The 22,127-nt window shown below is 64.2% G+C and carries 18 protein-coding genes; 8 read left to right on the forward strand and 10 right to left on the reverse strand.

Annotated elements, in window-relative coordinates; all coding sequences use genetic code 11:
* Nucleotides 1-71: 71 nt before the first annotated feature.
* Nucleotides 72-1,673, reverse strand: coding sequence for a nitric oxide reductase transcriptional regulator NorR (norR, locus tag HFRIS_RS13070; protein WP_006463844.1), 1,602 nt, complete (start codon nucleotides 1,671-1,673; stop codon nucleotides 72-74).
* Between the two features lie 167 nt (nucleotides 1,674-1,840).
* Here norR and hmpA point away from each other — a divergent pair, with 167 nt between their 5' ends.
* The 3 genes from hmpA to HFRIS_RS13085 all read left to right on the forward strand — a co-directional run bounded on the left by hmpA (nucleotide 1,841) and on the right by HFRIS_RS13085 (nucleotide 4,069).
* Complete coding sequence (hmpA, locus tag HFRIS_RS13075; protein WP_006463845.1) at nucleotides 1,841-3,034, forward strand: NO-inducible flavohemoprotein; 1,194 nt, start codon at nucleotides 1,841-1,843, stop codon at nucleotides 3,032-3,034.
* A 69-nt stretch (nucleotides 3,035-3,103) separates the two neighbouring features.
* Nucleotides 3,104-3,511, forward strand: a complete 408-nt coding sequence (locus HFRIS_RS13080; RefSeq protein WP_006463846.1) for a hemerythrin domain-containing protein — start codon at nucleotides 3,104-3,106, stop codon at nucleotides 3,509-3,511.
* A 201-nt stretch (nucleotides 3,512-3,712) separates the two neighbouring features.
* Nucleotides 3,713-4,069, forward strand: a complete 357-nt coding sequence (locus tag HFRIS_RS13085; RefSeq protein WP_006463847.1) for a hypothetical protein — start codon at nucleotides 3,713-3,715, stop codon at nucleotides 4,067-4,069.
* A 12-nt stretch (nucleotides 4,070-4,081) separates the two neighbouring features.
* Here the strand turns inward: HFRIS_RS13085 and HFRIS_RS13090 are convergent, their stop codons facing one another.
* The gene (locus tag HFRIS_RS13090) at nucleotides 4,082-5,080 is read right to left on the reverse strand and encodes a 2-hydroxyacid dehydrogenase (protein WP_006463848.1); all 999 of its coding nucleotides are present in this window, start codon (nucleotides 5,078-5,080) and stop codon (nucleotides 4,082-4,084) included.
* Between the two features lie 377 nt (nucleotides 5,081-5,457).
* Between HFRIS_RS13090 and tcuC the strand changes: the two genes are divergently transcribed.
* Nucleotides 5,458-6,744, forward strand: a complete 1,287-nt coding sequence (gene tcuC, locus HFRIS_RS13095) for an MFS transporter (RefSeq protein WP_006463849.1) — start codon at nucleotides 5,458-5,460, stop codon at nucleotides 6,742-6,744.
* Nucleotides 6,745-6,817: 73 nt separating this feature from the next.
* Here tcuC and HFRIS_RS13100 read toward each other — a convergent pair whose 3' ends face one another.
* Both HFRIS_RS13100 and HFRIS_RS13105 read right to left on the reverse strand, forming a co-directional pair.
* Nucleotides 6,818-7,219 carry a type II toxin-antitoxin system MqsA family antitoxin gene (locus HFRIS_RS13100; RefSeq protein ID WP_006463851.1) on the reverse strand — a complete coding sequence of 134 codons (402 nt, stop codon included), beginning with the start codon at nucleotides 7,217-7,219 and terminating at the stop codon, nucleotides 6,818-6,820.
* Between the two features lies 1 nt (nucleotide 7,220).
* Entirely contained in the window at nucleotides 7,221-7,523 is a 303-nt protein-coding gene (locus HFRIS_RS13105; RefSeq protein ID WP_006463852.1) for a type II toxin-antitoxin system MqsR family toxin, read from the reverse strand.
* A gap of 337 nt (nucleotides 7,524-7,860) precedes the next feature.
* On the opposite strand from HFRIS_RS13105, the gene HFRIS_RS13110 reads away from it, so the two are divergent.
* Nucleotides 7,861-10,089, forward strand: a complete 2,229-nt coding sequence (locus tag HFRIS_RS13110) for an NADP-dependent isocitrate dehydrogenase (protein WP_006463853.1) — start codon at nucleotides 7,861-7,863, stop codon at nucleotides 10,087-10,089.
* 546 nt (nucleotides 10,090-10,635) lie between these two features.
* Here the strand turns inward: HFRIS_RS13110 and eutC are convergent.
* From eutC to eat, 4 genes are all read right to left on the reverse strand, one after another.
* A complete protein-coding gene (eutC, locus tag HFRIS_RS13115) occupies nucleotides 10,636-11,505 on the reverse strand; it encodes an ethanolamine ammonia-lyase subunit EutC (protein ID WP_006463854.1) in 870 nt (289 codons plus the stop codon).
* Complete coding sequence (locus HFRIS_RS13120) at nucleotides 11,502-12,908, reverse strand: ethanolamine ammonia-lyase subunit EutB (RefSeq protein WP_006463855.1); 1,407 nt, start codon at nucleotides 12,906-12,908, stop codon at nucleotides 11,502-11,504. Before HFRIS_RS13120 ends, eutC begins: the two co-directional genes overlap by 4 nt.
* A gap of 76 nt (nucleotides 12,909-12,984) precedes the next feature.
* A complete protein-coding gene (locus tag HFRIS_RS13125) occupies nucleotides 12,985-14,307 on the reverse strand; it encodes an HAD family hydrolase (protein ID WP_006463856.1) in 1,323 nt (440 codons plus the stop codon).
* Between the two features lie 50 nt (nucleotides 14,308-14,357).
* Nucleotides 14,358-15,740, reverse strand: a complete 1,383-nt coding sequence (gene eat, locus HFRIS_RS13130; protein ID WP_006463857.1) for an ethanolamine permease — start codon at nucleotides 15,738-15,740, stop codon at nucleotides 14,358-14,360.
* 218 nt (nucleotides 15,741-15,958) lie between these two features.
* Here eat and HFRIS_RS13135 point away from each other — a divergent pair, with 218 nt between their 5' ends.
* The 3 genes from HFRIS_RS13135 (at nucleotide 15,959) to HFRIS_RS13145 (ending at nucleotide 20,089) form a co-directional block, all read left to right on the forward strand.
* Nucleotides 15,959-16,954, forward strand: a complete 996-nt coding sequence (locus HFRIS_RS13135; RefSeq protein ID WP_039875644.1) for a helix-turn-helix domain-containing protein — start codon at nucleotides 15,959-15,961, stop codon at nucleotides 16,952-16,954.
* A 67-nt stretch (nucleotides 16,955-17,021) separates the two neighbouring features.
* The gene (locus HFRIS_RS13140) at nucleotides 17,022-18,155 is read left to right on the forward strand and encodes a hypothetical protein (protein WP_051110915.1); all 1,134 of its coding nucleotides are present in this window, start codon (nucleotides 17,022-17,024) and stop codon (nucleotides 18,153-18,155) included.
* Nucleotides 18,156-18,199: 44 nt separating this feature from the next.
* Nucleotides 18,200-20,089, forward strand: coding sequence for a hypothetical protein (locus HFRIS_RS13145; RefSeq protein WP_006463860.1), 1,890 nt, complete (start codon nucleotides 18,200-18,202; stop codon nucleotides 20,087-20,089).
* Between the two features lie 81 nt (nucleotides 20,090-20,170).
* On the opposite strand, the gene HFRIS_RS13150 is transcribed toward HFRIS_RS13145, so the two are convergent.
* Nucleotides 20,171-21,187 carry an ABC transporter substrate-binding protein gene (locus HFRIS_RS13150; protein ID WP_006463861.1) on the reverse strand — a complete coding sequence of 339 codons (1,017 nt, stop codon included), beginning with the start codon at nucleotides 21,185-21,187 and terminating at the stop codon, nucleotides 20,171-20,173.
* Between the two features lie 64 nt (nucleotides 21,188-21,251).
* The gene (locus tag HFRIS_RS13155) at nucleotides 21,252-22,121 is read right to left on the reverse strand and encodes an ABC transporter permease (protein ID WP_006463862.1); all 870 of its coding nucleotides are present in this window, start codon (nucleotides 22,119-22,121) and stop codon (nucleotides 21,252-21,254) included.
* Nucleotides 22,122-22,127 lie beyond the last annotated feature (6 nt).

Genomic DNA, 22,127 nt, shown 5'->3' on the forward strand with positions numbered 1-22,127 from the left:
CGTGTCGACTGCTGTGCCTGCGCTCTCAGGCACAGGCGCCCTGCTCTCATGCCCTGTTCTTCCTGAAGCCATCAACGCAATCCCAGTCTGCGGGCCAGTCGGCTCAGGTTGGCCCGGTCCAGCCCCAGCTCGCGTGCGGCAGCCGCCAGGTTGCCCTGGTGTCGCTCCAGGCTGGCACCGACCAGCTCGCGCTCGTAGCGCTCCACTGCATCGCGCAGTGACAAAGAGAGCGGCCCCGGCGTGGCGCCGGTCGGCTTGACTCCCGCGACAGCACTCCCCATTGCCGCGCTTGCATCGGACGCGAGCGCCAGCGGCGTGCGCAGGTCCAGCGCCTCGGCGTCCAGCGTGAGGATGGATGGACGCTGCGGCTGTGCTGCCAGGGCACGCAAGGCGCTGCGGCCGACCAGATGTTCCAGCTCCCGGATGTTGCCCGGCCAAGGGTATTCCTGCAGGGCGCGCTGGGCGTCGGCGGACAGCCGCAGGCTGGTCAGGCCCAGTCTTGCGCGGTTCTGCTCCAGGAAATACCCGGCCAGCAGCAGCACGTCGCGACCCCGCTCACGTAGGGGCGGCACCCGGATGGGAAAGACCGACAGGCGGTGATAGAAGTCGGCGCGGAAGTGACCGCGCTTGACCTCTTCGGCCAGGTCGCGATTGGTGGCGGCGATCAGGCGTACATCGACCCGATGTTCACGGTCCGATCCCACCCGCTGCAATTGCCCGCTCTGCAGTACCCGCAGCAGTTTGGCCTGCACCGCCAGCGGCAACTCGCCGACTTCATCCAGGAACAGCGTGCCGCCATCGGCCATCTCGAACTTGCCACGACGGTCAGCCACCGCACCCGAGAAGGCGCCCCGGACGTGACCGAACAGTTCACTCTCGACCAGGGTGTCGGGCAAGGCGGCGCAGTTCAGGCTGATCATGGGCTTGTGGGCGCGGGGCGAGGCGGCATGCAGGGCGTGCGCCACCAGCTCCTTGCCGGTGCCGGTTTCGCCGCTGATCAATACCGTCATATCGCTGGGTGCGGCCATGCGTATTTCTTCCATCAGCTGGCGCTGGGCCGGGCTCTGGCCGATCAGTTCACGCTTGCCCTGGCTTTCCTCCAGCCCGAGACGATAGGCTTCGGCACGCTGGCGCGCCTGTTCTCCGGCTTGCGAAAGGTCACTGATGCGCTCGGCCACGTTGACGGTGGCGGCCGCCAGCGCGGCAAAGGCATGCAGCGAGGCCATGTCGACCCCGTCGAAGCGGCCCGGCCCCAGCGCATCCAGCGTGACCAGGCCCCAGGGACGGCCGTTGACGGTCAGCGCGCAACCCATGCAATCGTGCACTTCCAGCTGGCCGGAATGGGCGTCGTTGAGCCCGTCGACCAGACCATCATAGGGGTCGGGCAAGCTGGAATCAGCCGGGAAGCGCGTGGGCGCCACATTGGCCAGCAGCACGCCGAAGCGCGGATGATCTGCCACCCGGAAGCGCCGCCCGAGGGTGTCGCCAGAAAGACCGTCAATGGCCAGCGGCACCAGCACCTCGCCCTCCAGCCGCAGCAGCGCGGCCGCGTCGCAGGGAAAGAGCGTGCGCAAGGTCTGCAGCAGGCGCCGGTAGCGCTCCCGATCATCGATCTCCCGGGAGAGGTCGGCCACCAGCGGCAACAGTGCATCCAGCAAGGCCTTTGAAGTCATATTGACTACCAATAAAGTGAATTAAAGTCATTATGACACAGGTAAAAATCACATGGATATTTCCTAAGTCATTGATTTTATTAGGGTGGGATGATGGCACGGCTTTTGTAATACATCGGGGCAGACCGGTACTCCGGCACCTCCACTCCACCACTGAAAGGCCCAGCATGCTGACCGAAGCCCAACTCGCCATCGTCAAGTCGACCGTCCCCCTGCTCGAATCGGGCGGCGAGGCCCTGACCACGCACTTCTACCAGATGCTCATGCGTGACTATCCGCAAGTGCGTCCCTTGTTCAATCGTACCCACCAGGCCAGCGGCGACCAGCCGCGGGCGCTGGCCAACGGCGTGCTGATGTATGCCCGCCACATCGACCGCCTGGAAGAACTGGGCCCCCTGGCGGCACAGATCATCAACAAGCACGTCGCCGTGCAGGTCATGCCCGAGCACTACCCGATGGTGGGCGATTGCCTGCTGCGCGCCATCCGCGAAGTGCTGGGTGCGGACATCGCCACCGATGCCGTCATCGACGCCTGGGGCGCGGCCTATGGGCAGTTGGCCGATATCCTCATCGGCGCCGAGCGCCAGCAGTACGACAGCAAGGCCGAAGCGCCCGGTGGCTGGCGCGGTGGCCGCCATTTCGTGGTCAGCCGCAAGGTGGCCGAGAGCGAGGAAATCACGTCCTTCTACTTCGTGCCGCAGGATGGCGGCAGCCTGCTGGACTTCGAACCGGGCCAGTACATCGGCCTGCGCATGATGGTCGACGGGGAGGAGCAGCGTCGCCAATATTCGCTGTCGGCGCCGCTGCGTCAGAACGGTCAGCCGGCGCAGTACCGCATCAGCGTCAAGCGCGAAGCCAATGGCAAGGTCTCGCGCCATCTGCATGACCAGATCCATGTGGGGTCGGTGGTGGAACTGTTCCCGCCCTCCGGCGAGTTCACCTTGACCGCCAGCGCCAGGCCGCTGGTGCTCATCAGCGGCGGCGTCGGCATCACGCCGATGATGAGCATGCTGGTCGCGGCCCTGCCCAGCGGCCGCCCGGTGCACTTCATCCATGCCGCCCGTCATGCGGGTGTGCACGCCTTCCGTGGCGCGCTGGAAGAACTGGCCGCCCGCCATCCCCAGCTGCAAGTGCGCTTCTGCTACGAGAACCAGCGTGCCGGCGATGTGGCGCCGCATGCGCACGGATTCATCGATGCCGCGCTGTTGCAGCAGTGGCTGCCGGCCGATCGTGATGTGGACGCCTACTTCGTCGGCCCCAAGCCCTTCATGAAGGCCATCAGGCAGGCGCTGGAGGAACTGGGCGTACCGGCGGCGCAGGCGCGTTACGAATTCTTCGGACCCGCAGCCGCCCTGCAGTAATGCCCCTGCCCCCGCAGCCGGCCGACCTGGCCGGGTGCGGGTTCTTCCATCACCCATGAGCGAAACGATATGAACCTGGACAAATACCGCCGTGAACACGCCGACATCATCGGCCACGTACAACAACTCAAGGCCCTGTGCTCGCAGGGCATCGCCGAAGAGGCCGCCTCCATCGCCCGCGAAGTGATCGCGATGAGCTCGGTCATCAAGCTGCACCTGTCGGTGGAAGACCGCTACCTCTACCCTGCCATGCAGCAGGCGTCGCCCGCACTGGCCGCCAAGGCCAGGCATTATCAGGAGGAGATGCAGGACATCTCGGCGCAATACGCCCAGTTTTCGCGCCAATGGAATGACGCCCAGCGCATCGCGGAACAACCCGAACTGTTCCGTGCCGATGCCAATCGGGTGTTGAAGCTGCTGTTCGACCGCATTGGCCGTGAGAACCGGGATTTCTATCCCATGGTGGAAGCGGCGTAGCTTGTAGTGGGCGGCGCTGGCAGCCGGCGTCGCCCATTGCTCATCCTCGCTGCCATGCAGCAAAAAATCACCACTCTCGCGCCCAAATCCTAGCGCCATCGCCCTGATCACGTCTGATTATCAGGGCAGGATTGATTTCCGACAATTTTTCGCGACGCAGCAAATGCTAAGCTGGAGGCCCCTCCTCCTCCGGAAGAATTTATGTCCGAGAAACTCAGCGCCGAGCGCCACACTCCCGATGAGCTGACCCAGGAACTGGAAGCCCTGGACCTGGAGATCGTGCGCTTCGCCGTGATCTGCCAGGTGCGCCTGTTCGATCCGGGCGTGCTCAACCAGGTGATGGACAACAACGAGCAGATCTGCGGACAGTCCCACCCCACCGCCTTCCAGAGCCTGCGTGGCCTGCTCTACCTGCACTTTGACATGCACCGGCAGCTGGCCCAGACCTATGGCACGGCCGACGCCGAAGAGATCATCCATCGCGTGCGCGAGCACCTGCGTCCGCGCATCGGCGAGCAACTGGGTTCGCTGTTCAATACCCGCGGCGCTGCGGGTTGAAAGCAGCGCCGGTCAGGCCACCAGGCGTTCCCCGAGGCTGGCGCCGGCGGCGAAATCACTGAGGTTGTCGATGGTGGTCTGCATGATCTGACCGATGGCTTCCTCCGTGAAGAAGGCCTGGTGACCGGTCACGATCACGTTGGGAAAGGACACCAGGCGCTGGATCACGTCGTCAGTGATGATGGTGGAGGACAGGTCCTGGAAGAACAGGCTGGCCTCCTGCTCATAGACATCGATGGCCAGGCCGCGCAGTTGGCCGCTCTTGAGGGCGGCGATGGCGGCCTCGGTATCCACCAGCGCGCCGCGGCTGGTATTGACCAGGATGCAGCCGGGCTTGGTGACCGCCAGGGTCTGCGCATTGACCAGATAGCGCGTGGCCTCGGTGAGCGGACAATGCAGCGAGATCACGTCACTGGCCGCGAACAAGGCCTCGCGCTCCACGTAACGGCCGCCCAGTGCTTCGAAATCCGGATTGCGATGCACGTCGCTGCCCAGCACGGTGCAGCCGAAACCGGCCATGATGCGGGCAAACAGCGCACCGATCTTGCCGGTGCCGATCACGCCCACGGTCTTGCCGTGCAGGTCGAAACCCATCAAGCCATCCAGTTCGAAATTGCCTTCGCGCGTGCGCATGCTGGCGCGGGCGATCTTGCGATTGACCGCCAGCAGCAGACCCACCGCGAACTCGGCCACTGAATAAGGTGAATAATCCGCCACCCGCGCCACCGTGATGCCCAGCCTGCGCGCGGCCTGGGTATCGATATGGTTGAAGCCGGTGGAGCGGGTGGTGACAAAGCGTATGCCCTGGGCCGCCAGACGCTCCAGCACGGGTGCACCGAGATCGTCGTTGACGAAGGCCGCCACCGCCTCGCAGCCGCTGCACAGTTGGGCGGTATCGCTGTCGAGCCGATCCTGCAGGAACACCAGCTCGTGGCCCGCGCCAGACTGGGCATTGGCACGCAGGAGCAGGGTCTGGTCGTAGCGGCGGGCGCTGTAGACGGCGGTTTTCATGGAGACCTTTCGAGACGGGTGGAGATCGGAAACGGCGGGTGGGCTGTATGGCTGCGGGGCCGCAGATCCGCACAAACGTGATGCGGCATTGCACCATATTTACGGCCAGCTTGCCTTGACGCAGTGCAGGACAACGCCGGAAAGCCCCTTTTTTGGCCGGATTGGCTTCCCAAGCTTTCATCCAGCTATCGAAAAAACCGATATTTGCTTCCATCCCGGGTCAGCGTGGTCCATGGTCGGGAATTCGGGCATAGAATCGGCGGCGCAATAGCTGTCCCCACAAAAAAGATCCTGACACAACCTGCCGCATGGCGGGACGAGACAGGCGCAAGACCGGAAGCAACACGGTCCGCCCAACAGATAACGAGGCACATATCATGACGACATCCACTTCTTCGCCGTCGAAGTTTTCCACGGTGCTGCGGGTTACCAGCGGCAACTTCATGGAAATGTTCGATTTCTTCCTGTTCGGTTTCTACGCGACGCACATCTCCAAGGCCTTCTTCCCGGGCGACAACGAGTTCGCGTCCCTGATGCTGACCTTCATGACCTTTGGCGCCGGCTTCCTGATGCGTCCGCTGGGTGCCATCATCCTGGGCGCCTACGTGGACCGCGTCGGTCGCCGCCAGGGCCTGATCGTGACCCTAGCCCTGATGGCGCTGGGCACCATGCTGATCGCCTTTGTCCCCTCCTACGCCACCATCGGCGCGCTGGCGCCCGTGCTGGTGCTGATCGGCCGCCTGCTGCAAGGCTTCTCGGCCGGCGTGGAGCTGGGCGGTGTGTCGGTCTACCTGGCCGAAATGGCCACGCCCGGCCGCAAGGGCTTTTACGTGAGCTGGCAGTCCGGCAGCCAGCAGGTGGCCATCATCGTGGCGGCCGCCATCGGCTACGCACTCTCGACCACCCTCACCCCGGCCCAGGTCGGTGACTGGGGCTGGCGTATTCCCTTCTTCATCGGCTGCCTGATCGTGCCGGTGCTGTTCGTGATCCGCCGCTCGCTGCAGGAAACCGAAGAATTCATGCGCCGCAAGCATCGTCCGAGCACCGGCCAGATCTTCCGCTCCATGATCGAGAACTGGAAGCTGGTCATCGCCGGCATGATGCTGGTGTCGATGACGACCGTGTCGTTCTACCTGATCACGGTCTACACCCCGACCTTCGGCAAGAACGTCCTGAAACTGTCCACCGAAGCCAGCCTGATCGTCACTTTGTGCGTGGGCGTGTCCAACTTCATCTGGCTGCCCATCATGGGCGCGCTGTCGGACCGCATCGGCCGTCGCCCCATCCTGGTGGCCTTCACGGTACTGACCATCCTGACCGCCTACCCGGCCGTGAACTGGCTGGTGCATGACGCCACCTTCGGCAAGATGCTGATCGTGGAACTGTGGCTGTCCTTCCTCTACGCCAGCTACAACGGCGCGATGGTGGTGGCACTGACCGAAGTGATGCCGGCCGATGTGCGTACCGCAGGTTTCTCGCTGGCCTACAGCCTGGCCACGGCAGTGTTCGGCGGCTTCACCCCGGCCATCGCCACCGGCCTGATCCAGGCCACCGGCGACAAGGCGGCGCCTGGCATCTGGATGAGCGCAGCCGCGGTGTGTGGTCTGATCGCCACCCTGATCCTCTACCGCAACAAGACGGCACAGCAGGTGGCTGCAGCCTGACTAGCGTTTTTGCAATAGCTATTGGAATGATGGGCCGCTGAAGGTAAGCGGCCCTTTTTTATGCGCGCAACGCTCAGGCCGTGCGAATCTCTTCCAGCAAGTCCGGATGGCGGTCCAGCAGCCGGAACAGCTTGACGAGTGACAGCGGCGGCTTGGTCTTGCCGTTTTCGTAGCGGGAAAAGGCATTGACACCGCCCCCGAAGAGTTCAGCAGCCTGGCGCTGGTCGAGGTCGAGCTTGCGGCGGACGCGGGCGATGTAGTCCGGATCAACGTAGGCCGCATTGATGTGGCGCTGGAACTGCCCGATCAGGGCGCTGTAGCGATCCCCCTGCTCGCGATTGAGCAGTATCTCGCCACAGGCCGGACAGAAATTCCCCGTCACCGCTTCAATGACCGTGCTTTCACCCTTGTAGACATAGGTCAGGTTGCGGGTATCGCGCACCAGTTCAGCGCCACCACAGGAGGGACATTTCATTTCATAGCTCCTTGAAGGAAACGACAAGCACCTCATCGACCACCGTCAACTTGACGTAGGCCCATACGCCCGCAGCGAGCCGGGCGTGATAGACGTCCTGCCAGATACGATGGTCCATGTGCGTTGTCATACTTTTATGGAAGTCGTCAGGCGTCAGCCGCAGGACTACGTTGCAGATGCCATCAAGGTTCTCGATCCCGATGGCACGGGCGCCCTGGAAGGCAGCGGCCGTGGCCTGGACCTGCCCGGCCTGGACCAGGGCATGGACCACGGCAAGCTTGCAGTGTGCAGTGCGCTTTTCCATGCGGATTCTAACCCAATAGGTGATTAAACCAAAAAGGTTAATCGATCATCACTGCCCGACAAACCGCGGCCCCTTGAATCGAAGCAAATACAAAAATTTCTTCAAGTCTTATATAAGAGTTGAAGCATTTCCGCCCGCTTAGGAGTAAACTACCGCTGTTTTTTGCCGCGGCCCTCTGGCAGCAGTACGCCGGGAACGCCGCCCCGGGAGACGAATTTCCGCGCAGCAAGCCGACAAGGAGATGGCACCAGTCCAGGCCGACAGAGCAAGGACGGTCCATCCGGCGCTGCGAGGATCGCACCAAAGCACATCAACACACCAACGCAAGGACATCATCGTGACTACTGGCAACCCGACCATCATCTATACGCTGACCGACGAGGCACCCTATCTGGCGACCCATTCGCTCTTGCCCATCGTCAAGAAGTTCACCGCTCCGGCTGGCATCGACGTCGTCGAAAGCGATATTTCGGTGGCTGCTCGTATCTTGGCTGAATTCCCGGAGTACCTCACCGATGAGCAGAAAGTCCCCGACAACCTGGCCGCACTGGGCGCACTGACCCAGAGCCCGGACGCCAACATCATCAAGCTGCCCAACATCAGCGCCTCCATCCTGCAGCTGCAAGCGGCCATCCGCGAACTGCAGGCACGCGGCTACAAGCTGCCCGACTATCCGGAAAACCCGTCCACCGACGAAGAGAAGGCCCTGCAAAAGCGCTACGCCAAGGTCACCGGCAGCGCCGTGAACCCGGTCCTGCGCGAAGGCAACTCCGATCGCCGCGCACCCAACGCCGTCAAGAACTACGCCCGCAAGCACCCGCACTCGATGGCCAAGTGGTCCATGGCCTCGCGCACCCACGTGGCGCACATGCACGGCGGCGACTTCTACGCCGGTGAAAAGAGCCTGACCCTGGACAAGGCCGTCGACGTCAAGATGGACCTGGTCACCAAGTCCGGTGAAACCATCGTCCTGAAGTCCAAGGTCTCGCTGCAGGCCGGTGAAATCATCGACAGCATGTTCATGAGCAAGAAGGCCCTGTGCGCCTACTACGAAGAACAGATGCAGGATGCCTTCGATACCGACCTGCTGCTGTCGGTGCACGTCAAGGCCACCATGATGAAGGTTTCGCACCCCATCGTCTTCGGCCACGCCGTGCGTACCTACTACAAGGACACTTTCGCCAAGCACGCCGCCCTGTTCGCCGAGATCGGCGTGAACCCGAACAACGGCATGTCGGGTGTCTATGAAAAGATCAACACCCTGCCCGAAGCCAAAAAGGCTGAAGTGCTGGCCGACCTGAAGGCCGACGAAGCCAAGCGTCCGCGCCTGGCCATGGTGGACTCCGCCAAGGGCATCACCAACCTGCACGCCCCCAACGACGTGATCGTCGATGCCTCCATGCCGGCCATGATCCGCGCGGGTGGCAAGATGTGGAACGCCGCCGGCAAGACCGAAGACACCAAGGCCCTGCTGCCGGAATCGACCTTCGCCCGCATCTATCAGGAAATCATCAACTTCTGCAAGACCAACGGCGCCTTCGACCCGACCACCATGGGTACCGTGCCCAACGTCGGCCTGATGGCCCAGAAGGCCGAGGAATACGGTTCGCACGACAAGACCTTCGAAATCGCGCAAGCCGGCGTGGCCCGCATCGTCACCCTGGACGGCCAGGTCCTGCTGGAGCAGAACGTGGAAGAAGGCGACATCTGGCGCATGTGCCAGGTCAAGGACGCAGCGGTGCGCGACTGGGTCAAGCTGGCCGTGACCCGCGCCCGCCTGTCCGGCATGCCGGCCGTGTTCTGGCTGGACCCGTACCGCCCGCACGAAGCCGAACTGATCAAGAAGGTCAACACCTACCTGAAGGATCACGACCTGACCGGTGCCAACATCCAGATCATGTCGCAAGTGCGCGCCATGCGTTACACCCTGGAACGCGTCATCCGTGGCCAGGACACCATCTCGGTGACCGGCAACATTCTGCGCGACTACCTGACCGACCTGTTCCCGATCATGGAACTGGGTACCTCGGCCAAGATGCTGTCGATCGTTCCGCTGATGGCCGGCGGCGGCATGTTCGAAACCGGCGCTGGCGGCTCGGCGCCCAAGCACGTCCAACAGCTGGTCGGTGAAAACCACCTGCGCTGGGATTCGCTGGGTGAATTCCTGGCCCTGGCCGTGTCCATCGAGGACGTGGGCATCAAGACCGGCAACAACCGCGCCAAGGTGCTGGCCAAGACCCTGGACGCCGCCACCGGCAAGCTGCTGGACAACAACAAGTCGCCCTCGCCCAAGACCGGTGAACTGGACAACCGCGGCAGCCACTTCTACCTGGCCATGTACTGGGCCCAGGAACTGGCCGCGCAGAAGGACGACGCCGATCTGGCCAAGCAGTTCGCACCGCTGGCCAAGGCACTGACCGACAACGAGCAGAAGATCGTGGAAGAGCTCAATGCGGTGCAGGGCAAGGAAGTGGACATCGGCGGCTACTACCTGCCGGACCGCGAAAAGACCTTCGCCGTGATGCGTCCGAGCGCCACGCTGAACAAGGCGCTGGAATCGCTGTAAGGCGCCTTCATCTGCGGGAGGGTAGCTGGAGCACCCTCCCGCAGTGAAAACGGAAAGGCCGCGAATGCAAGTTCGCGGCCTTTTTGCTTTTTGCGGGATGAGCCTGCATGGCAGGGCCATGCGGGGAAGCTGCTGGCGAACCCACTACCGTTCGGACTGAGTAGCCGCACATCAGTGCGGCGTATCGAAGGCGCGCATGCCGGTGAGTCTTCGATACGCGTCAGAGCCGCTACTCAGTCCGAACGGCCATCTTGAATAGCGGCAAACCAACCGACTACCGTTCGGACTGAGTAGCCGCACATCAGTGCGGCGTATCGAAGGCGCGCATGCCGGTGAGTCTTCGATACGCGGCAGAGCCGCTACTCAGTCCGAACGGCCATCTTGAATAGCGGCAAACCAACCGACTACCGTTCGGACTGAGTAGCCGCACGTCAGTGCGGCGTATCGAAGGCGCGCATGCCGGTGAGTCTTCGATACGCGGCAAAGCCGCTACTCAGTCCGAACGGTTCTCAGGGCATCCTCCCATGATCATGTGCCGGCCCGATTTCAGGCGCCATCGAGCAGGAAATTGCGCCGCACATCCAGCTCCGCACCCTCACCGGCCGTCTCATCCTTCAAGGCCACGCCCGACAGGCTGCGCTGGTGCGCCTGGGCCATCAGGTAGTGCAGCTTGTAGGCGGCTTCCGGATAGGGCAAGCCTTCCGGGCGTACGTTGGAAATGCAGTTGCGGCTGGCATCGGTCAATCCGCGTGCCGGCATCCAGGTCAGGTACAGACCCATGCTGTCGGGTGAGCTCAGGCCCGGGCGCTCGCCGATCAGAATCACCACCAGCTTCACGCCCAGCAATTCCCCGATCTCGTCAGCCACCGCCACCCGGCCCTGTTGCACGATCACCGGCGGCGCCATGGTCCAGCCTTCCGGTGCGATGCGTTGCATCACCTCGCCCAGAAAAGGCGCGGCATTGCGCACGATGGCGCGGGCCGAGAGCCCATCGGCGATGACGAAGCCGACGTCATAGCTACGTGGCGCCTGGCCGCCGAAACGCGCCAGCAACTGCTGGCGCGATGCCTCCGAGAGCTTGCGTCCGAAGTCAGGGCGCTGCAGATAGACCAGGCGATCCGCCGCCGCGCTCTGTACCTGCAGTACCTCTTCGGCAGCGCAGATGCCCTGCGCCTGCAACTGTGCCGTCAAGGCAGCCACATCCAGCGGCAGATGCACGGCATCCCGCGCCTGCGCATGCGCCAGCTGGAAGGCCAGTTGCGGCGCGGTCGGCAGGCTGACGCCGCTGCGCCCCAGGGCGATGCGTGCAGCGGTGAAACGGCGTAGCGCTTCCCACGGATTGGCCGTGACCAATTCCGCACCGGGGCTGAGGTTTTCTGCACCTGAAGGAGAAATGGGCTGGTCGTCCATGGTCATTGCAGCCGCAGCAAGGTATCGCGAAAGCCCGGCGCCATGTCGGCATGCAGGCGGAAGGCGGCTTCGTCGCTGCCCTGGTTGAAGATCTGCATCCGGTGCAGCCAGGCCTCGAACTCGGGCGCAGGGCGCGAACCCAGCACCCGGCGCGCATACAGCGCATCGTGGAAGGACGTGGTCTGGTAGTTCAGCATGATGTCGTCCGAGCCGGGGATGCCCATCACGAAGGTACAACCGGCCACGCCCAGCAGGGTCAGTAGCACGTCCATGTCGTTCTGGTCGGCCTCGGCGTGGTTGGTGTAGCAGACATCGCAGCCCATGGGCAGGCCCAGCAGCTTGGCGCAGAAGTGGTCTTCCAGACCGGCGCGGATGATCTGCTTGCCGTCGTAGAGATATTCGGGACCGATGAAGCCGACCACAGTGTTCACCAGCAGCGGCCTGAACGCCCGCGCCACCGCGTAGGCCCGGGCCTCGCAGGTCTGCTGGTCGATCCCGTGATGGGCATTGGCCGAGAGCGCACTGCCCTGCCCGGTCTCGAAATACATGACGTTGTCGCCCACGGTACCGCGCTTGAGCGACAGGGCAGCCTCACGCGCCTCGCCCAGCAGGGAGAGGTCGATGCCGAAGCTGCGATTGGCGGCCTCGGTGCCGGCAATCGACTGGAATACCAGGTCCACCGGCGCACCGCGCTCAATGGCGGCAATCGTGTTGGTGACGTGGGTCAATACGCAGGATTGGGTGGGAATGTCATAGCGCGCAATGACGTCGGCCATCATGCCGACCAGCTTGACCACCTGCGGCACGTTATCGGTGGCGGGGTTGATGCCGATGACGGCATCGCCATTGCCGTACATCAGGCCATCGAGCATGCTGGCGGCGATGCCGCTGGCGTCGTCGGTCGGGTGATTGGGCTGCAGGCGGGTCGAGAGCCGGCCCGGCAGGCCGATGGTATTGCGAAAGGCCGTCACCACGCGGCACTTCTTGGCCACCAGGATCAGGTCCTGGTTGCGCATGATCTTGCTGACGGCCGCGGCCATCTCCGGGGTGATGCCGGGCGCCACCGCTGCCAGCACGGTGCTGTCTGTGTCGTCGGCCAGCAGCCAGTTGCGCAGGTCGCCCACGGTGAGATGGGCGATGGGCGCGAAGGCGGCGCGGTCGTGGCTGTCGAGGATGAGACGGGTGATCTCGTCCTCTTCATAGGGGATGAGCGGCTCTTCCAGGAAGAGCTTCAGCGGCAGATCGGCCAGCGCCATCTGTGCAATCGCCCGCTCTTCGGCGCTGCCCGCCGCCACCCCGGCCAGCAGGTCGCCCGAGCGCGCCGGGCTGGCCTTGGCCATCAAGTCCTTGAGATCGCGAAACACGTAGCTGGCGCTACCTGCGCTGTGCCGGAAACGGTGTTCGGCCATGGTGCTGCTCCTCCTTGTTCGCCGGAGCCGGTGCTGCCGTGGGTGGCGGCACCGGCCCGGTCTGGCACCCTGCCGCTCAGCTGGTGAGCAGTTGCGGTGCGGTCTTGCCGTATTTGATGCTGGTTTCAGCCGGCACCCAGTTGCCGGTCGATTCCTGCCGGCCCTGCAGCAGGAAGCGTGGCTTGTCGGTGCTGATCTGGTCGGCCGCCAGTTTGGACAGCTCGCCGATCTTGCCGTTCTTCATGCGGTTGACGATGAGCCCGAAACGGGTCTCCGGGAAGTCACGCAGCATATCGTAATCGCCATCGCTATCGCCTGCCACGAACAGCGGCCCGTAGCCCTTCTGCGCCACCAGCACCTGCTTGATGGCGACCGTCTTGCCCGGCCCCCAGGTCAGCGGCCAGTCCTTGAGGTAGGCATTGCGGAAGGCCTGGCCATTGCGCTCCAGACGCAGGCCGATGACGTTGTCACGCGTGACGTGGTAACCGTACTTGGGATGGGTCGCGAACACCGCCACCACATCTTCCAGCGAGGCGGTACAGACATAGACGTCGATGCCGTTGCGACGCAGGCTGTCCATCAGGGTGGCGATTTCGGTGCACAGGCGGATGCCGTGGAAGTGCGACACGCTCACCACGCCCGCCTTGCCCGGACGGTCGGCCGGGCTGGTGTACTTGACCTTGGTCAGCGCGGCGCCCAGTGCCGCATCGTTGGAGGCCTCGGCCAGGGCACTCACCTCGGCCACGCTCATGTTGGCGAAGAAATAGATCACCCACGGATAGCCGACGTTCACGCCATGGGTGTCGTTGACCGCTTCGTAGAGGTAATACAGCTTGGCGCGGAAGTCCTGGAACTCGGTGGTAGCCGTCACTTCCTCCAGCGACTTGCTGCCCGCCATGCCCTTGTAGTTGGCGTGCAGGAAGGCATAGTCGGCGTCTAGGTCGGCGCAGATGGAGTCGAGGTCGACGATCTGGCCGGCACCATTCTTGAAGTCCTTGCTGAACGGACCCGGTGGCACGTTCTGGCGCGTGATGGCGGCAAACTCGGCCGGGCTCAGCTTGAAGGACAGCGTATTGATCTGGTACATCAGCAGCGCTTCCTCGCAGTCATTCATGATGCTGGTGTTGTCCCAGTCAAAGACCGCGTAGGGGCGCTTGTTGGACTGGTAGCCCGGCGCCAGCTTGCCGTGTTCGGCGATCATCTGCGCCACCATGTCGTGATTGCGCATGGCCCACTTGGCGCGGTCCAGCGCCACCTCGGCGCGGCTGGCTGCATGGGCCGGGCTGGCCAGGGTCGCCAGCGTGCCGCCTGCGGCAGCGGCCAGCAGGCCGCCCAGGAAACCACGGCGCTGCAGCGCGGGCGGGTGGGAGTCGGTGGTCGGTGTGTGCTTGTTGTTCATGATGGCCTTGAGGAAATAAAAGTTTTATATCGTTTGGAAAATCATGCCGCTCAGGATTTCGCCATCGCTGCCGCACCCTCCGCCCGGCGTCGCGCCGTTGCCAGGAACCAGGCATAGCCCAGGGCCAGCAGGCCGACGAAGATGCCGAAGATCAGCGGGTTGTAATAGATCATGGTGGCCATGCACACCAGCGCGCCGAACAGCGCGAAGGCCGGGAAGTACGGGTACAGGGGTGCCCGGAACGGGCGCTCCAGGCCGGCCTCGTCGCGGCGCAGGCGGAACAGCGAGAGCATCGACAGGATGTACATCAGGATCGCGCCGAACACCGACATGGTGACGATGTTGGCGGTGAGGGTCTGGCCGCCGATCTTGATGAGTTCATCGCTGTAGATGGCGGCAATGCCCACCACGCCGCCGGCCAGGATGGCCCGGTGCGGGGTCTTGAAACGGGGATGGACACGGGCGAAATAGGCCGGCAGGTAACCCTCCCGGGCCAGGGCGAAGATCTGCCGCGAATAACCCAGGATGATGCCGTGGAAGGACGCCACCAGACCGAACAGGCCCAGCCACACCAGCATGTGCAGCCAGTTGCTGTTCTCGCCGACGATCAGCTTCATGGCCTGCGGCAACGGGTCGTTGATGTTGGCCAGCTTGGTCCAGTCACCCACGCCACCGGCGAAGAGCATCACGCCGATGGCCAGCACCACCAGCGTCAGGATGCCGGTGATATAGGCGATGGGGATGGAGCGACGCGGGTCCTTGGCTTCCTCGGCGGCCATGGCCACGCCTTCGATGGCCAGGAAGAACCAGATCGCGAACGGGATCGCCGCAAACATGCCCGGCACCGCCGCCAGGCTGAAACCATCGCTGCCCGACCAGCCGCCCTTGGTGAAGTTGGCCATCGAGAAGCCCGGCGCCACCACGCCCATGAAGACCAGCAGTTCGAAGATCGCCAGCAGCGTCACGCACAGCTCGAAGGTGGCGGCGATCTGCACCCCCACGATATTGAGCGTCATGAAGACCAGATAGGCGCCCAGCGCGGCCAGCTTGGGGTCGAGCGCCGGAAACTGCACGTTCAGATAGGCCCCGATGGCCAGCGCAATGGCCGGCGGCGCGAAGACGAACTCGATCAGCGTGGCCGCCCCGGCCAGGTAACCGCCCACCGGCCCGAAGGCGCGCTTGCTGTAGGCGAACGGGCCGCCGGCATGGGGGATGGAGGTGGTCAGTTCGGTAAAGCTGAAGATGAAGGTGGCGTACATGGCCGCGATGAACAGCGCCGTCACCGTAAAGCCCAGCGTGCCGGCGCTGGCCCAGCCGTAGCTCCAGCCGAAATACTCACCGGAGATCACCAGCCCGACCGCAATGGCCCAGAGCTGCAGGGTGGACAGGACGGGCTTGAGCGTATGCCCCTGCCCTGAAGAGCTTGCATTCATCGGATTCTCCTGTTGGCGCGAGAGGTGGGCCGCACTGCGGCGGCCGTCAGGGTGGCAAAAGAGCCATCTTTGCGGGCATGCGGCTTGCTTGATTTTGATCAAGACGCTGCCCTAGCGACGCAATATAGCAACGGCGAAATCGGCGGCGTTATCGAAATTCGGCAAAACTGCGTCGCCTGCGGGCGGCTATCGATGCCACTCATCTATGGAGTCGTCCCATGTCCTCTCTTGCACTGTCCCAGCCTGACACAGTGGCAACGCACAGCCGGCGGGCATTGCGCACCGCCGTTGCGCGTGACGTGGACGAACATGCCCATAACCTCACCGACTGGGAGCAGCGCTACGACCAGTTGGCCTGCGGCAGCTTCGAGGGTGTGCTGCAGGAATGGCAGAGCGAAGGTCTGCAGATCTTCCGCGAGGCCGGCAGCCGTGCCGTGCGCCAGTCCTGCCAGGTCTGGCCGGATGCCTACTGGTTCGGCATCGAGGTGCGCACCATGGGCATGCGCATCAATGGCCGCCTGGTGCCACAGGACGTGGTGATGACCCGACCCGGCGCCTGCGAATTCGAACTGGTCACGCCGGATCAACATGACATCTTCGGTGTCGTGGTCCAGCGCGACGCCCTGCAGGCCAGCGCCGCCCGGCTCGGCTGCCAGCCCGACTGGCGCCGGCTGGGTCAGGCCGAAATGCTGAAGGTGGACGCCGGCGGCCTGGACGATTGCCGCCACCAGATCGGCGCCCTGCTCGCGCTGGCCGGCCAGGCCAGCGGCCAGGCAGCCCATGCCGCCCTGCAACTGCGCCAGGAAGCGGTGCTGGTCTCGCTGCTGGCACTGCTGGATGAAGGCGACATCGAAGCCGAGGCCGGCGCCAGCCTGTTGCGCCGCCGTCGCATCGTCAACGATGCCCGCGATCTGGCCCTGGCCCATCAGGAAAGCCCGGTCACCGTGCCCATGCTGTGCGAGGCCCTGCATGTGAGCCGGCGTACGCTGCAATACTGTTTCGAGGATGTGCTGGGCGTGAGCCCGATGAGCTACCTGCGCCTGCTGCGCCTGAACGGCGTGCGCCGCGCGCTGGCCCAGGGCGATGGCCGACAGCCCATCGGCGACATTGCGGCGGCCTGGGGTTTCAGCAATTTCAGCCAGTTCTCGTGCGACTACAAGAAACTGTTCGGCCAGTCGCCCTCGGCCATGCTGCAGGCCCGTACGTCGCACTGAGCGGGCCGGGCATTTGCCGGCTATAGTGGCAGGCCGACGCACGCACAGGCTCGCCACCTTTGAGACCATGGCCCGACCACCCTCTTCCCTGATGTCCCTCGCCTTCGCCCTGGCGTTGCTGCTGACCTTACTCCAGGCTCACTGTGCCAGTGCCTCCGCTGCCAGCGGGGTCAGCAGTGCCGGCGGTACCAGCGGTACCAGCGTTGAGGCGGCGCGCCAGCCGCTGCAACTGGAAGGCCCCTCTCGCAAGCCCTACACCTTCGCCGTGTATGCCAATGCTGATCTGGGCCAGTTGCCAAGCCACGTGCGGCAGGCCGTGCTGATCCTGCACGGCGTCAAGCGCAACGCCGACGATTACTTCGCCATCGGTCAACACCTGCTGACGATGGCTGGTCTGGCAGCGTCCGACAACTTGCTGCTGGCCCCCAACTTCATGGCCCGCAAGGATCGTGGCGTGCTGCCGGGCATGCCGGTATGGGGCGGCGGCGCCTGGATGCAGGGCGAACCGTCGGCGCGGGGCGTGAACGGGATCACCAGTTTCCAGGTGCTGGACGACCTGCTGCGTTGGCTGGGTGACCCGCGGCGCTTTCCGGACCTGCGCGAGATCGTGCTGATCGGCCATTCGGCCGGGGCGCAGCTGCTGCAGCGCTACGCGGTGTTGAATGCGGTCACGGAAGAGCTGCAACAGACGGGCATCCATGTGCGCTATGTCATCTCCAGCCCCTCCTCCTACCTCTACCTGAGCCCGGAACGCCCGCTCGGCGACGGCTTTGCCATCCCGACTATGCAGATGCAGGCCTGTCCGCGCTACGACGACTACCGCTACGGGCTGCAGCATGCGCCCGCCTACCTGCCGCCACCGCAGCTGGACGGACGCCAGCTGTTTGCCCGCTATGCCGCCCGGGACGTGCGCTACATGGTGGGTGCTCGCGACACCGATCCGCAACACCGCTACCTCGACCATGCCTGCGGCGCGGCGATGCAAGGCCAGACCCGGGTGGCGCGACAACTGGCCTACGTGGGCAGCGAACGCGACCTGTCGCAGCGCTGGCAGATTCCGGTCGATCATCCGCAACGGCAGATCCCCGGCGCCGCCCATGGTGCGGCGCGGCTGTTCGGGGCGCCGGAGGCGGTGCAGTGGATCTTCCCCACGCCGTCTGGCGCGGCACGACGTGAAAGCGCTGGCAGTCGTCTGCCATAGACGGCACAATGCCGGCTGCCTCCATTTGATCAAGAGATCCCGCCATGACGGCCAGCCCCGACGAGATTTTCTCCCTGGAAAAATTCGAGTACCTGTGCTACTCGCGCCAGCATGAGCCAGCCGCCCGCGAACTGGTGCGCCTGCTGCTGCTGATCGATCGCCAGTATGGGCAACTGGCCGACAAGTTTTCGCTGCAGGTATCGGCCGCCGTCACCGCCGCCGAGCTGGAGCAGCACATGCTGACCCGCGTCACCAGCGCCATCTCGGCACTGTTCTCGGACCCCGCCTTTCACATCAGCCCGGACGGCTTCGGCCAGCTGATCAATTTCCAGCGCTGGCTGGCGGCGCTGTTCGGCGCCAGCCACTTCATCAATGCCGACCACATCCTGGCCTCGCTCAAGCTGGGCGGTCCGCAGGCCGAGGTGTTCGAAATCAAGCCGCTGGACCTGGTGAAATTCTGCATCCTCTATTCGCCCGAATCGGAACTGCCACTGGACGTGGAAATGCTGTGGGCGCAGAACAAGCCGCTGGCGGCCGCCCTGTTCCTGGCCTTGATGTCACCACGCTTTCTCGGCACGCCGGCAGCGCACTCCAAGCGCGAGGCCTTGCTGGGCTGGCTGCCGGACCGGCTGCAGCAGCTGGACTCGCTGGACGGTCTGCCGGTGGCGGTGCTGCACGACGTCTACATGCACTGCAGCTATGCCGACCTGCCGCAGCGCCATCGCATCAAGGGCGCCATCAACCAGTTGATCGTCAAGAAGTTGCGCGCCGAGGGTCTGGCCGACCTGGACCACGACGGCGCTGGCCGGGTCGACGGCAAGCCGGTCATGCTGGTGCTGCTGGAATGGTTTTCCGGTGGTCACTCCATCTATCGCACCCACTCCAAGACGCTGGAGGCGGCACGCCGCCACTTCCACGTCGTGGCCATGGGCTACGAGGCCAATACCGACGATCTGGGGCGGGCAGTCTTCGATGAATTCGTCATCCTGGAGCAACCCTCGGACCTGATGGGCTGCATGCGCCAGATCGCCGCCCAGGCCCGCACCCGACAGCCACAGGTGTTCTACATGCCCAGCGTGGGCATGTTCCCGATCACCATGTTCGCCGCCAACCTGCGCGTGGCACCGCTGCAGGTGGCGGCGCTGGGCCACCCGGCCACCACGCATTCGCCGCGCATCGACTACATCAGCGTGGAAGACGACTTCGTCGGCGACCCGGCCTGCTTCAGCGAAAAGCTGCTGCGCTTGCCGGCTGACGGCCAGCCCTATAGGCCCTCGGCCATTCCCTTCGCGGTACCGCGCCTGGAGCGACGCGACCTGCCCCACGTCAACATCGCCATCGCCGCCACCACGATGAAGCTCAATCCGCGCTTCCTGATGGCCTGCCAGAAGATCGTGGAACTGGCGGCCCGGCCGCCCGGTGGCGGCGCCGGCAAGCAGGTGCATCTGCACTTCCTGGTCGGTCAGGCGCAGGGGCTGCTGTATCCGCAACTGCAGCGTCTGGTGCTGCGCTACGTGCCGGGTGCCCAGGTCTACCCGCACCAGCCTTACCAGCAATACCTGTCCATCTTCAACCAGTGCGACATGTTCCTGTCGCCCCTGCCCTTCGGCAATACCAACGGCATCATCGACGCCTTCACGGTCGGCCTGCCGGGGGTCTGCAAGAGCGGGTCGGAAGTCTTCGAGCACATCGACGAGGGCCTGTTCCGCCGGGTCGGCCTGCCCGACTGGACCATTGCCGCCACCCTGGACGACTACATCCTGGCGGCAGTGCGCATGGCGACCGATTACCCGGCGCGCCAGGCGCTGTATGCGCATCTGGCCGATCCCCAGGCCTTGCAGCGCCTGTTCGAAGGGCGGCCGGAATCGCTGGGAGATGCACTGGCGGAGCTGGTGGCACAGCGTTGCGACCGGATCAACGCGCAAGAAAAATGACACAGCCGGGGGCAGCGTCTGCCGCCCCCGGCTGTGTCATGTCATGGCAAGACAGCGCCACGCAACTTCCCTGCACTCCCCTCAACTCCCCTTGCGGTCCTTGAAGGCGGGCACGAACATCTCGTTCCATACTGCCGGCTTGGTCTTGATGGTGCCGGCTTTGCTCATGAAGAGCACGTATTGCATGATGTCCACCGGCGTGGTCGAGAACTCGGTACCGGGGTCGGCCAGCATCTGTTCCACTTCTTCCTGCGGCAGCTTGAGCTTGGAGACGCGCAAGAAGGTTTCAGCCGCGCCCTTGCGGTTCTTGACGATATAGGCGTTCGCTTCTTCCTGCGCCGCCATGAAGGCTTGCGTCAGCTTGGGGTTCTTGTCGGTGAAAGACTTCAGGGCGAAGACCACGTCGATGGTGATGTGGCCCAGCACGTCGGTGGAGTTCAGCACGCGGGTGATGCCGGGTGCCTTGGCTTCCTGGTAGGAGAACGGCGGCGAGGTGAAGTGGGCGGTGATCTCGGTCTTGCCGGAAACCAGCGAGGCCATCGCCTCCGGGTGTGACAGGCTCACCGTCAGCGGGTCCAGCTTGGCGTAGTTCTCGGCACCGAAGGTCTTGGCCGCGGCCATCTGCAACAGCACGGCCGACAGCGAGGTCTTGATACCGGGGATGGCGATCTTGTCCTTGGGCGTGAAGTCCTTGAGCGACTTGACGTTGGGGTTGTTGGTGTTCAGCCAGAGCGGCGAGGTCGACAGCGCGCCCAGGCCCACCACTTCCGAACGCGGGATGCCATGCGCCTTGGACCACAGGGTCACGAAGCCCGGGGCGCCGGTGCCGGCAATGTCCAGGTTACCAGCCAGCATGGCGTCGTTGATGACATTGCCGCCGTCCAGCAGCACCCACTTGGTCTTCACATCGCCCAGGCCCATGGCCTTGGCATGCTTTTCCAGCAGGCCCTGGTCTCGGATCACCATCAGCGGCAGGTACAGCAGGCCGTAGCCGTGGGAAATGCGCACTTCCGGCGCTTCGGCGCGGGCGGCACCGGCGGCGGTGGACAGCGCCAGGGTGGCGGCGATCATCATGCCGCTAAAGGTACGACGTTTCATGTGTTGTCTCCTGTGGGTTCTCAGTTTATCGGTCTTGTCGTGGTCAGTCGTGTTGCGCTCGGTCTCAGTGCTGCATGCCCCAGCGGCGGATGGTGCGCTTCTCGATCTGGGCGAAGATCAGGTTCTCGACCACCAGGCCGATGATGATCACGAAGAACAGGCCCGAGAAGACGTTGGCGGTTTCCAGCTGGTTGCGGTTTTCGAAGATGTACCAGCCCAGGCCGCCGGCGCCGGAAGAAACCCCGAACACCAGCTCGGCTGCGATCAGCGTGCGCCAGGCAAAGGCCCAGCCCACCTTCAGGCCCGTGAGGATGCTGGGGAAGGCGGCCGGGATCAGGATGGACTTCACCAGCGAGAAGCGGCGCAGGCCATAGTTCTGGCCCACCATGCGCAGGGTGTTGGACACCGCGCGGAAGCCGCCGTGGGTATTGAGGGCCACCGCCCACAACACCGAGTGCACCAGCACGAAGATGATGCTGCCGGTGCCCAGGCCGAACCAGATCAGCGCCAGCGGCAAGAGCGCGATGGCCGGCAGCGGGTTGAACATGGAGGTCAGGGTTTCCAGCAGGTCGTTGCCGATGCGCGAACTGATGGCCACGGTGGTCAACAGACCGGCCAGCAGGATGCCCAGGCCGTAGCCCACCAGCAGGGTCTGCATGGATACCGCGGCACGCTCCAGCAGCACGCCGCTGCCGATGCCGGCGAGGAAGGCCTGCACCGTCTCGCTGAAGCTGGGGAACAGCAGCGCATTGTCCAGCCAGCGGCCATAGACTTCCCAGATCACCGCCAGTACCAGCAGGATCACGGTCTTGCGCAGCCAGCCCATGCGATACAGCGATTCGAAGGCCGACAGCGGGCGCTGCACCTCGGCGGTGGCATTGGGGTTGGGTTCCACCACGATCTCGGGGCGGACGTAGGGCAGATTGGTTTGCATGATGGT

The sequence above is a fragment of the Herbaspirillum frisingense GSF30 genome (genome assembly GCF_000300975.2).
GTDB lineage: Bacteria > Pseudomonadota > Gammaproteobacteria > Burkholderiales > Burkholderiaceae_D > Herbaspirillum > Herbaspirillum frisingense.

Bases quoted from the DNA above. Each gene is read 5' to 3' on its own strand.
- HFRIS_RS13140 (WP_051110915.1), top strand. From the start codon at position 17,022: ATGGCCCGACCACCCTCTTCCCTGATGTCCCTCGCCTTCGCCCTGGCG.
- HFRIS_RS13120 (WP_006463855.1), bottom strand. From the start codon at position 12,908: ATGGCCGAACACCGTTTCCGGCACAGCGCAGGTAGCGCCAGCTACGTG.
- hmpA (WP_006463845.1), top strand. From the start codon at position 1,841: ATGCTGACCGAAGCCCAACTCGCCATCGTCAAGTCGACCGTCCCCCTG.
- HFRIS_RS13150 (WP_006463861.1), bottom strand. From the start codon at position 21,187: ATGAAACGTCGTACCTTTAGCGGCATGATGATCGCCGCCACCCTGGCG.
- HFRIS_RS13145 (WP_006463860.1), top strand. From the start codon at position 18,200: ATGACGGCCAGCCCCGACGAGATTTTCTCCCTGGAAAAATTCGAGTAC.
- HFRIS_RS13100 (WP_006463851.1), bottom strand. From the start codon at position 7,219: ATGAAATGTCCCTCCTGTGGTGGCGCTGAACTGGTGCGCGATACCCGC.
- HFRIS_RS13090 (WP_006463848.1), bottom strand. From the start codon at position 5,080: ATGAAAACCGCCGTCTACAGCGCCCGCCGCTACGACCAGACCCTGCTC.
- HFRIS_RS13105 (WP_006463852.1), bottom strand. From the start codon at position 7,523: ATGGAAAAGCGCACTGCACACTGCAAGCTTGCCGTGGTCCATGCCCTG.
- norR (WP_006463844.1), bottom strand. From the start codon at position 1,673: ATGACTTCAAAGGCCTTGCTGGATGCACTGTTGCCGCTGGTGGCCGAC.
- HFRIS_RS13085 (WP_006463847.1), top strand. From the start codon at position 3,713: ATGTCCGAGAAACTCAGCGCCGAGCGCCACACTCCCGATGAGCTGACC.
- HFRIS_RS13135 (WP_039875644.1), top strand. From the start codon at position 15,959: ATGTCCTCTCTTGCACTGTCCCAGCCTGACACAGTGGCAACGCACAGC.
- HFRIS_RS13125 (WP_006463856.1), bottom strand. From the start codon at position 14,307: ATGAACAACAAGCACACACCGACCACCGACTCCCACCCGCCCGCGCTG.
- eat (WP_006463857.1), bottom strand. From the start codon at position 15,740: ATGAATGCAAGCTCTTCAGGGCAGGGGCATACGCTCAAGCCCGTCCTG.
- HFRIS_RS13080 (WP_006463846.1), top strand. From the start codon at position 3,104: ATGAACCTGGACAAATACCGCCGTGAACACGCCGACATCATCGGCCAC.
- HFRIS_RS13155 (WP_006463862.1), bottom strand. From the start codon at position 22,121: ATGCAAACCAATCTGCCCTACGTCCGCCCCGAGATCGTGGTGGAACCC.
- tcuC (WP_006463849.1), top strand. From the start codon at position 5,458: ATGACGACATCCACTTCTTCGCCGTCGAAGTTTTCCACGGTGCTGCGG.
- eutC (WP_006463854.1), bottom strand. From the start codon at position 11,505: ATGACCATGGACGACCAGCCCATTTCTCCTTCAGGTGCAGAAAACCTC.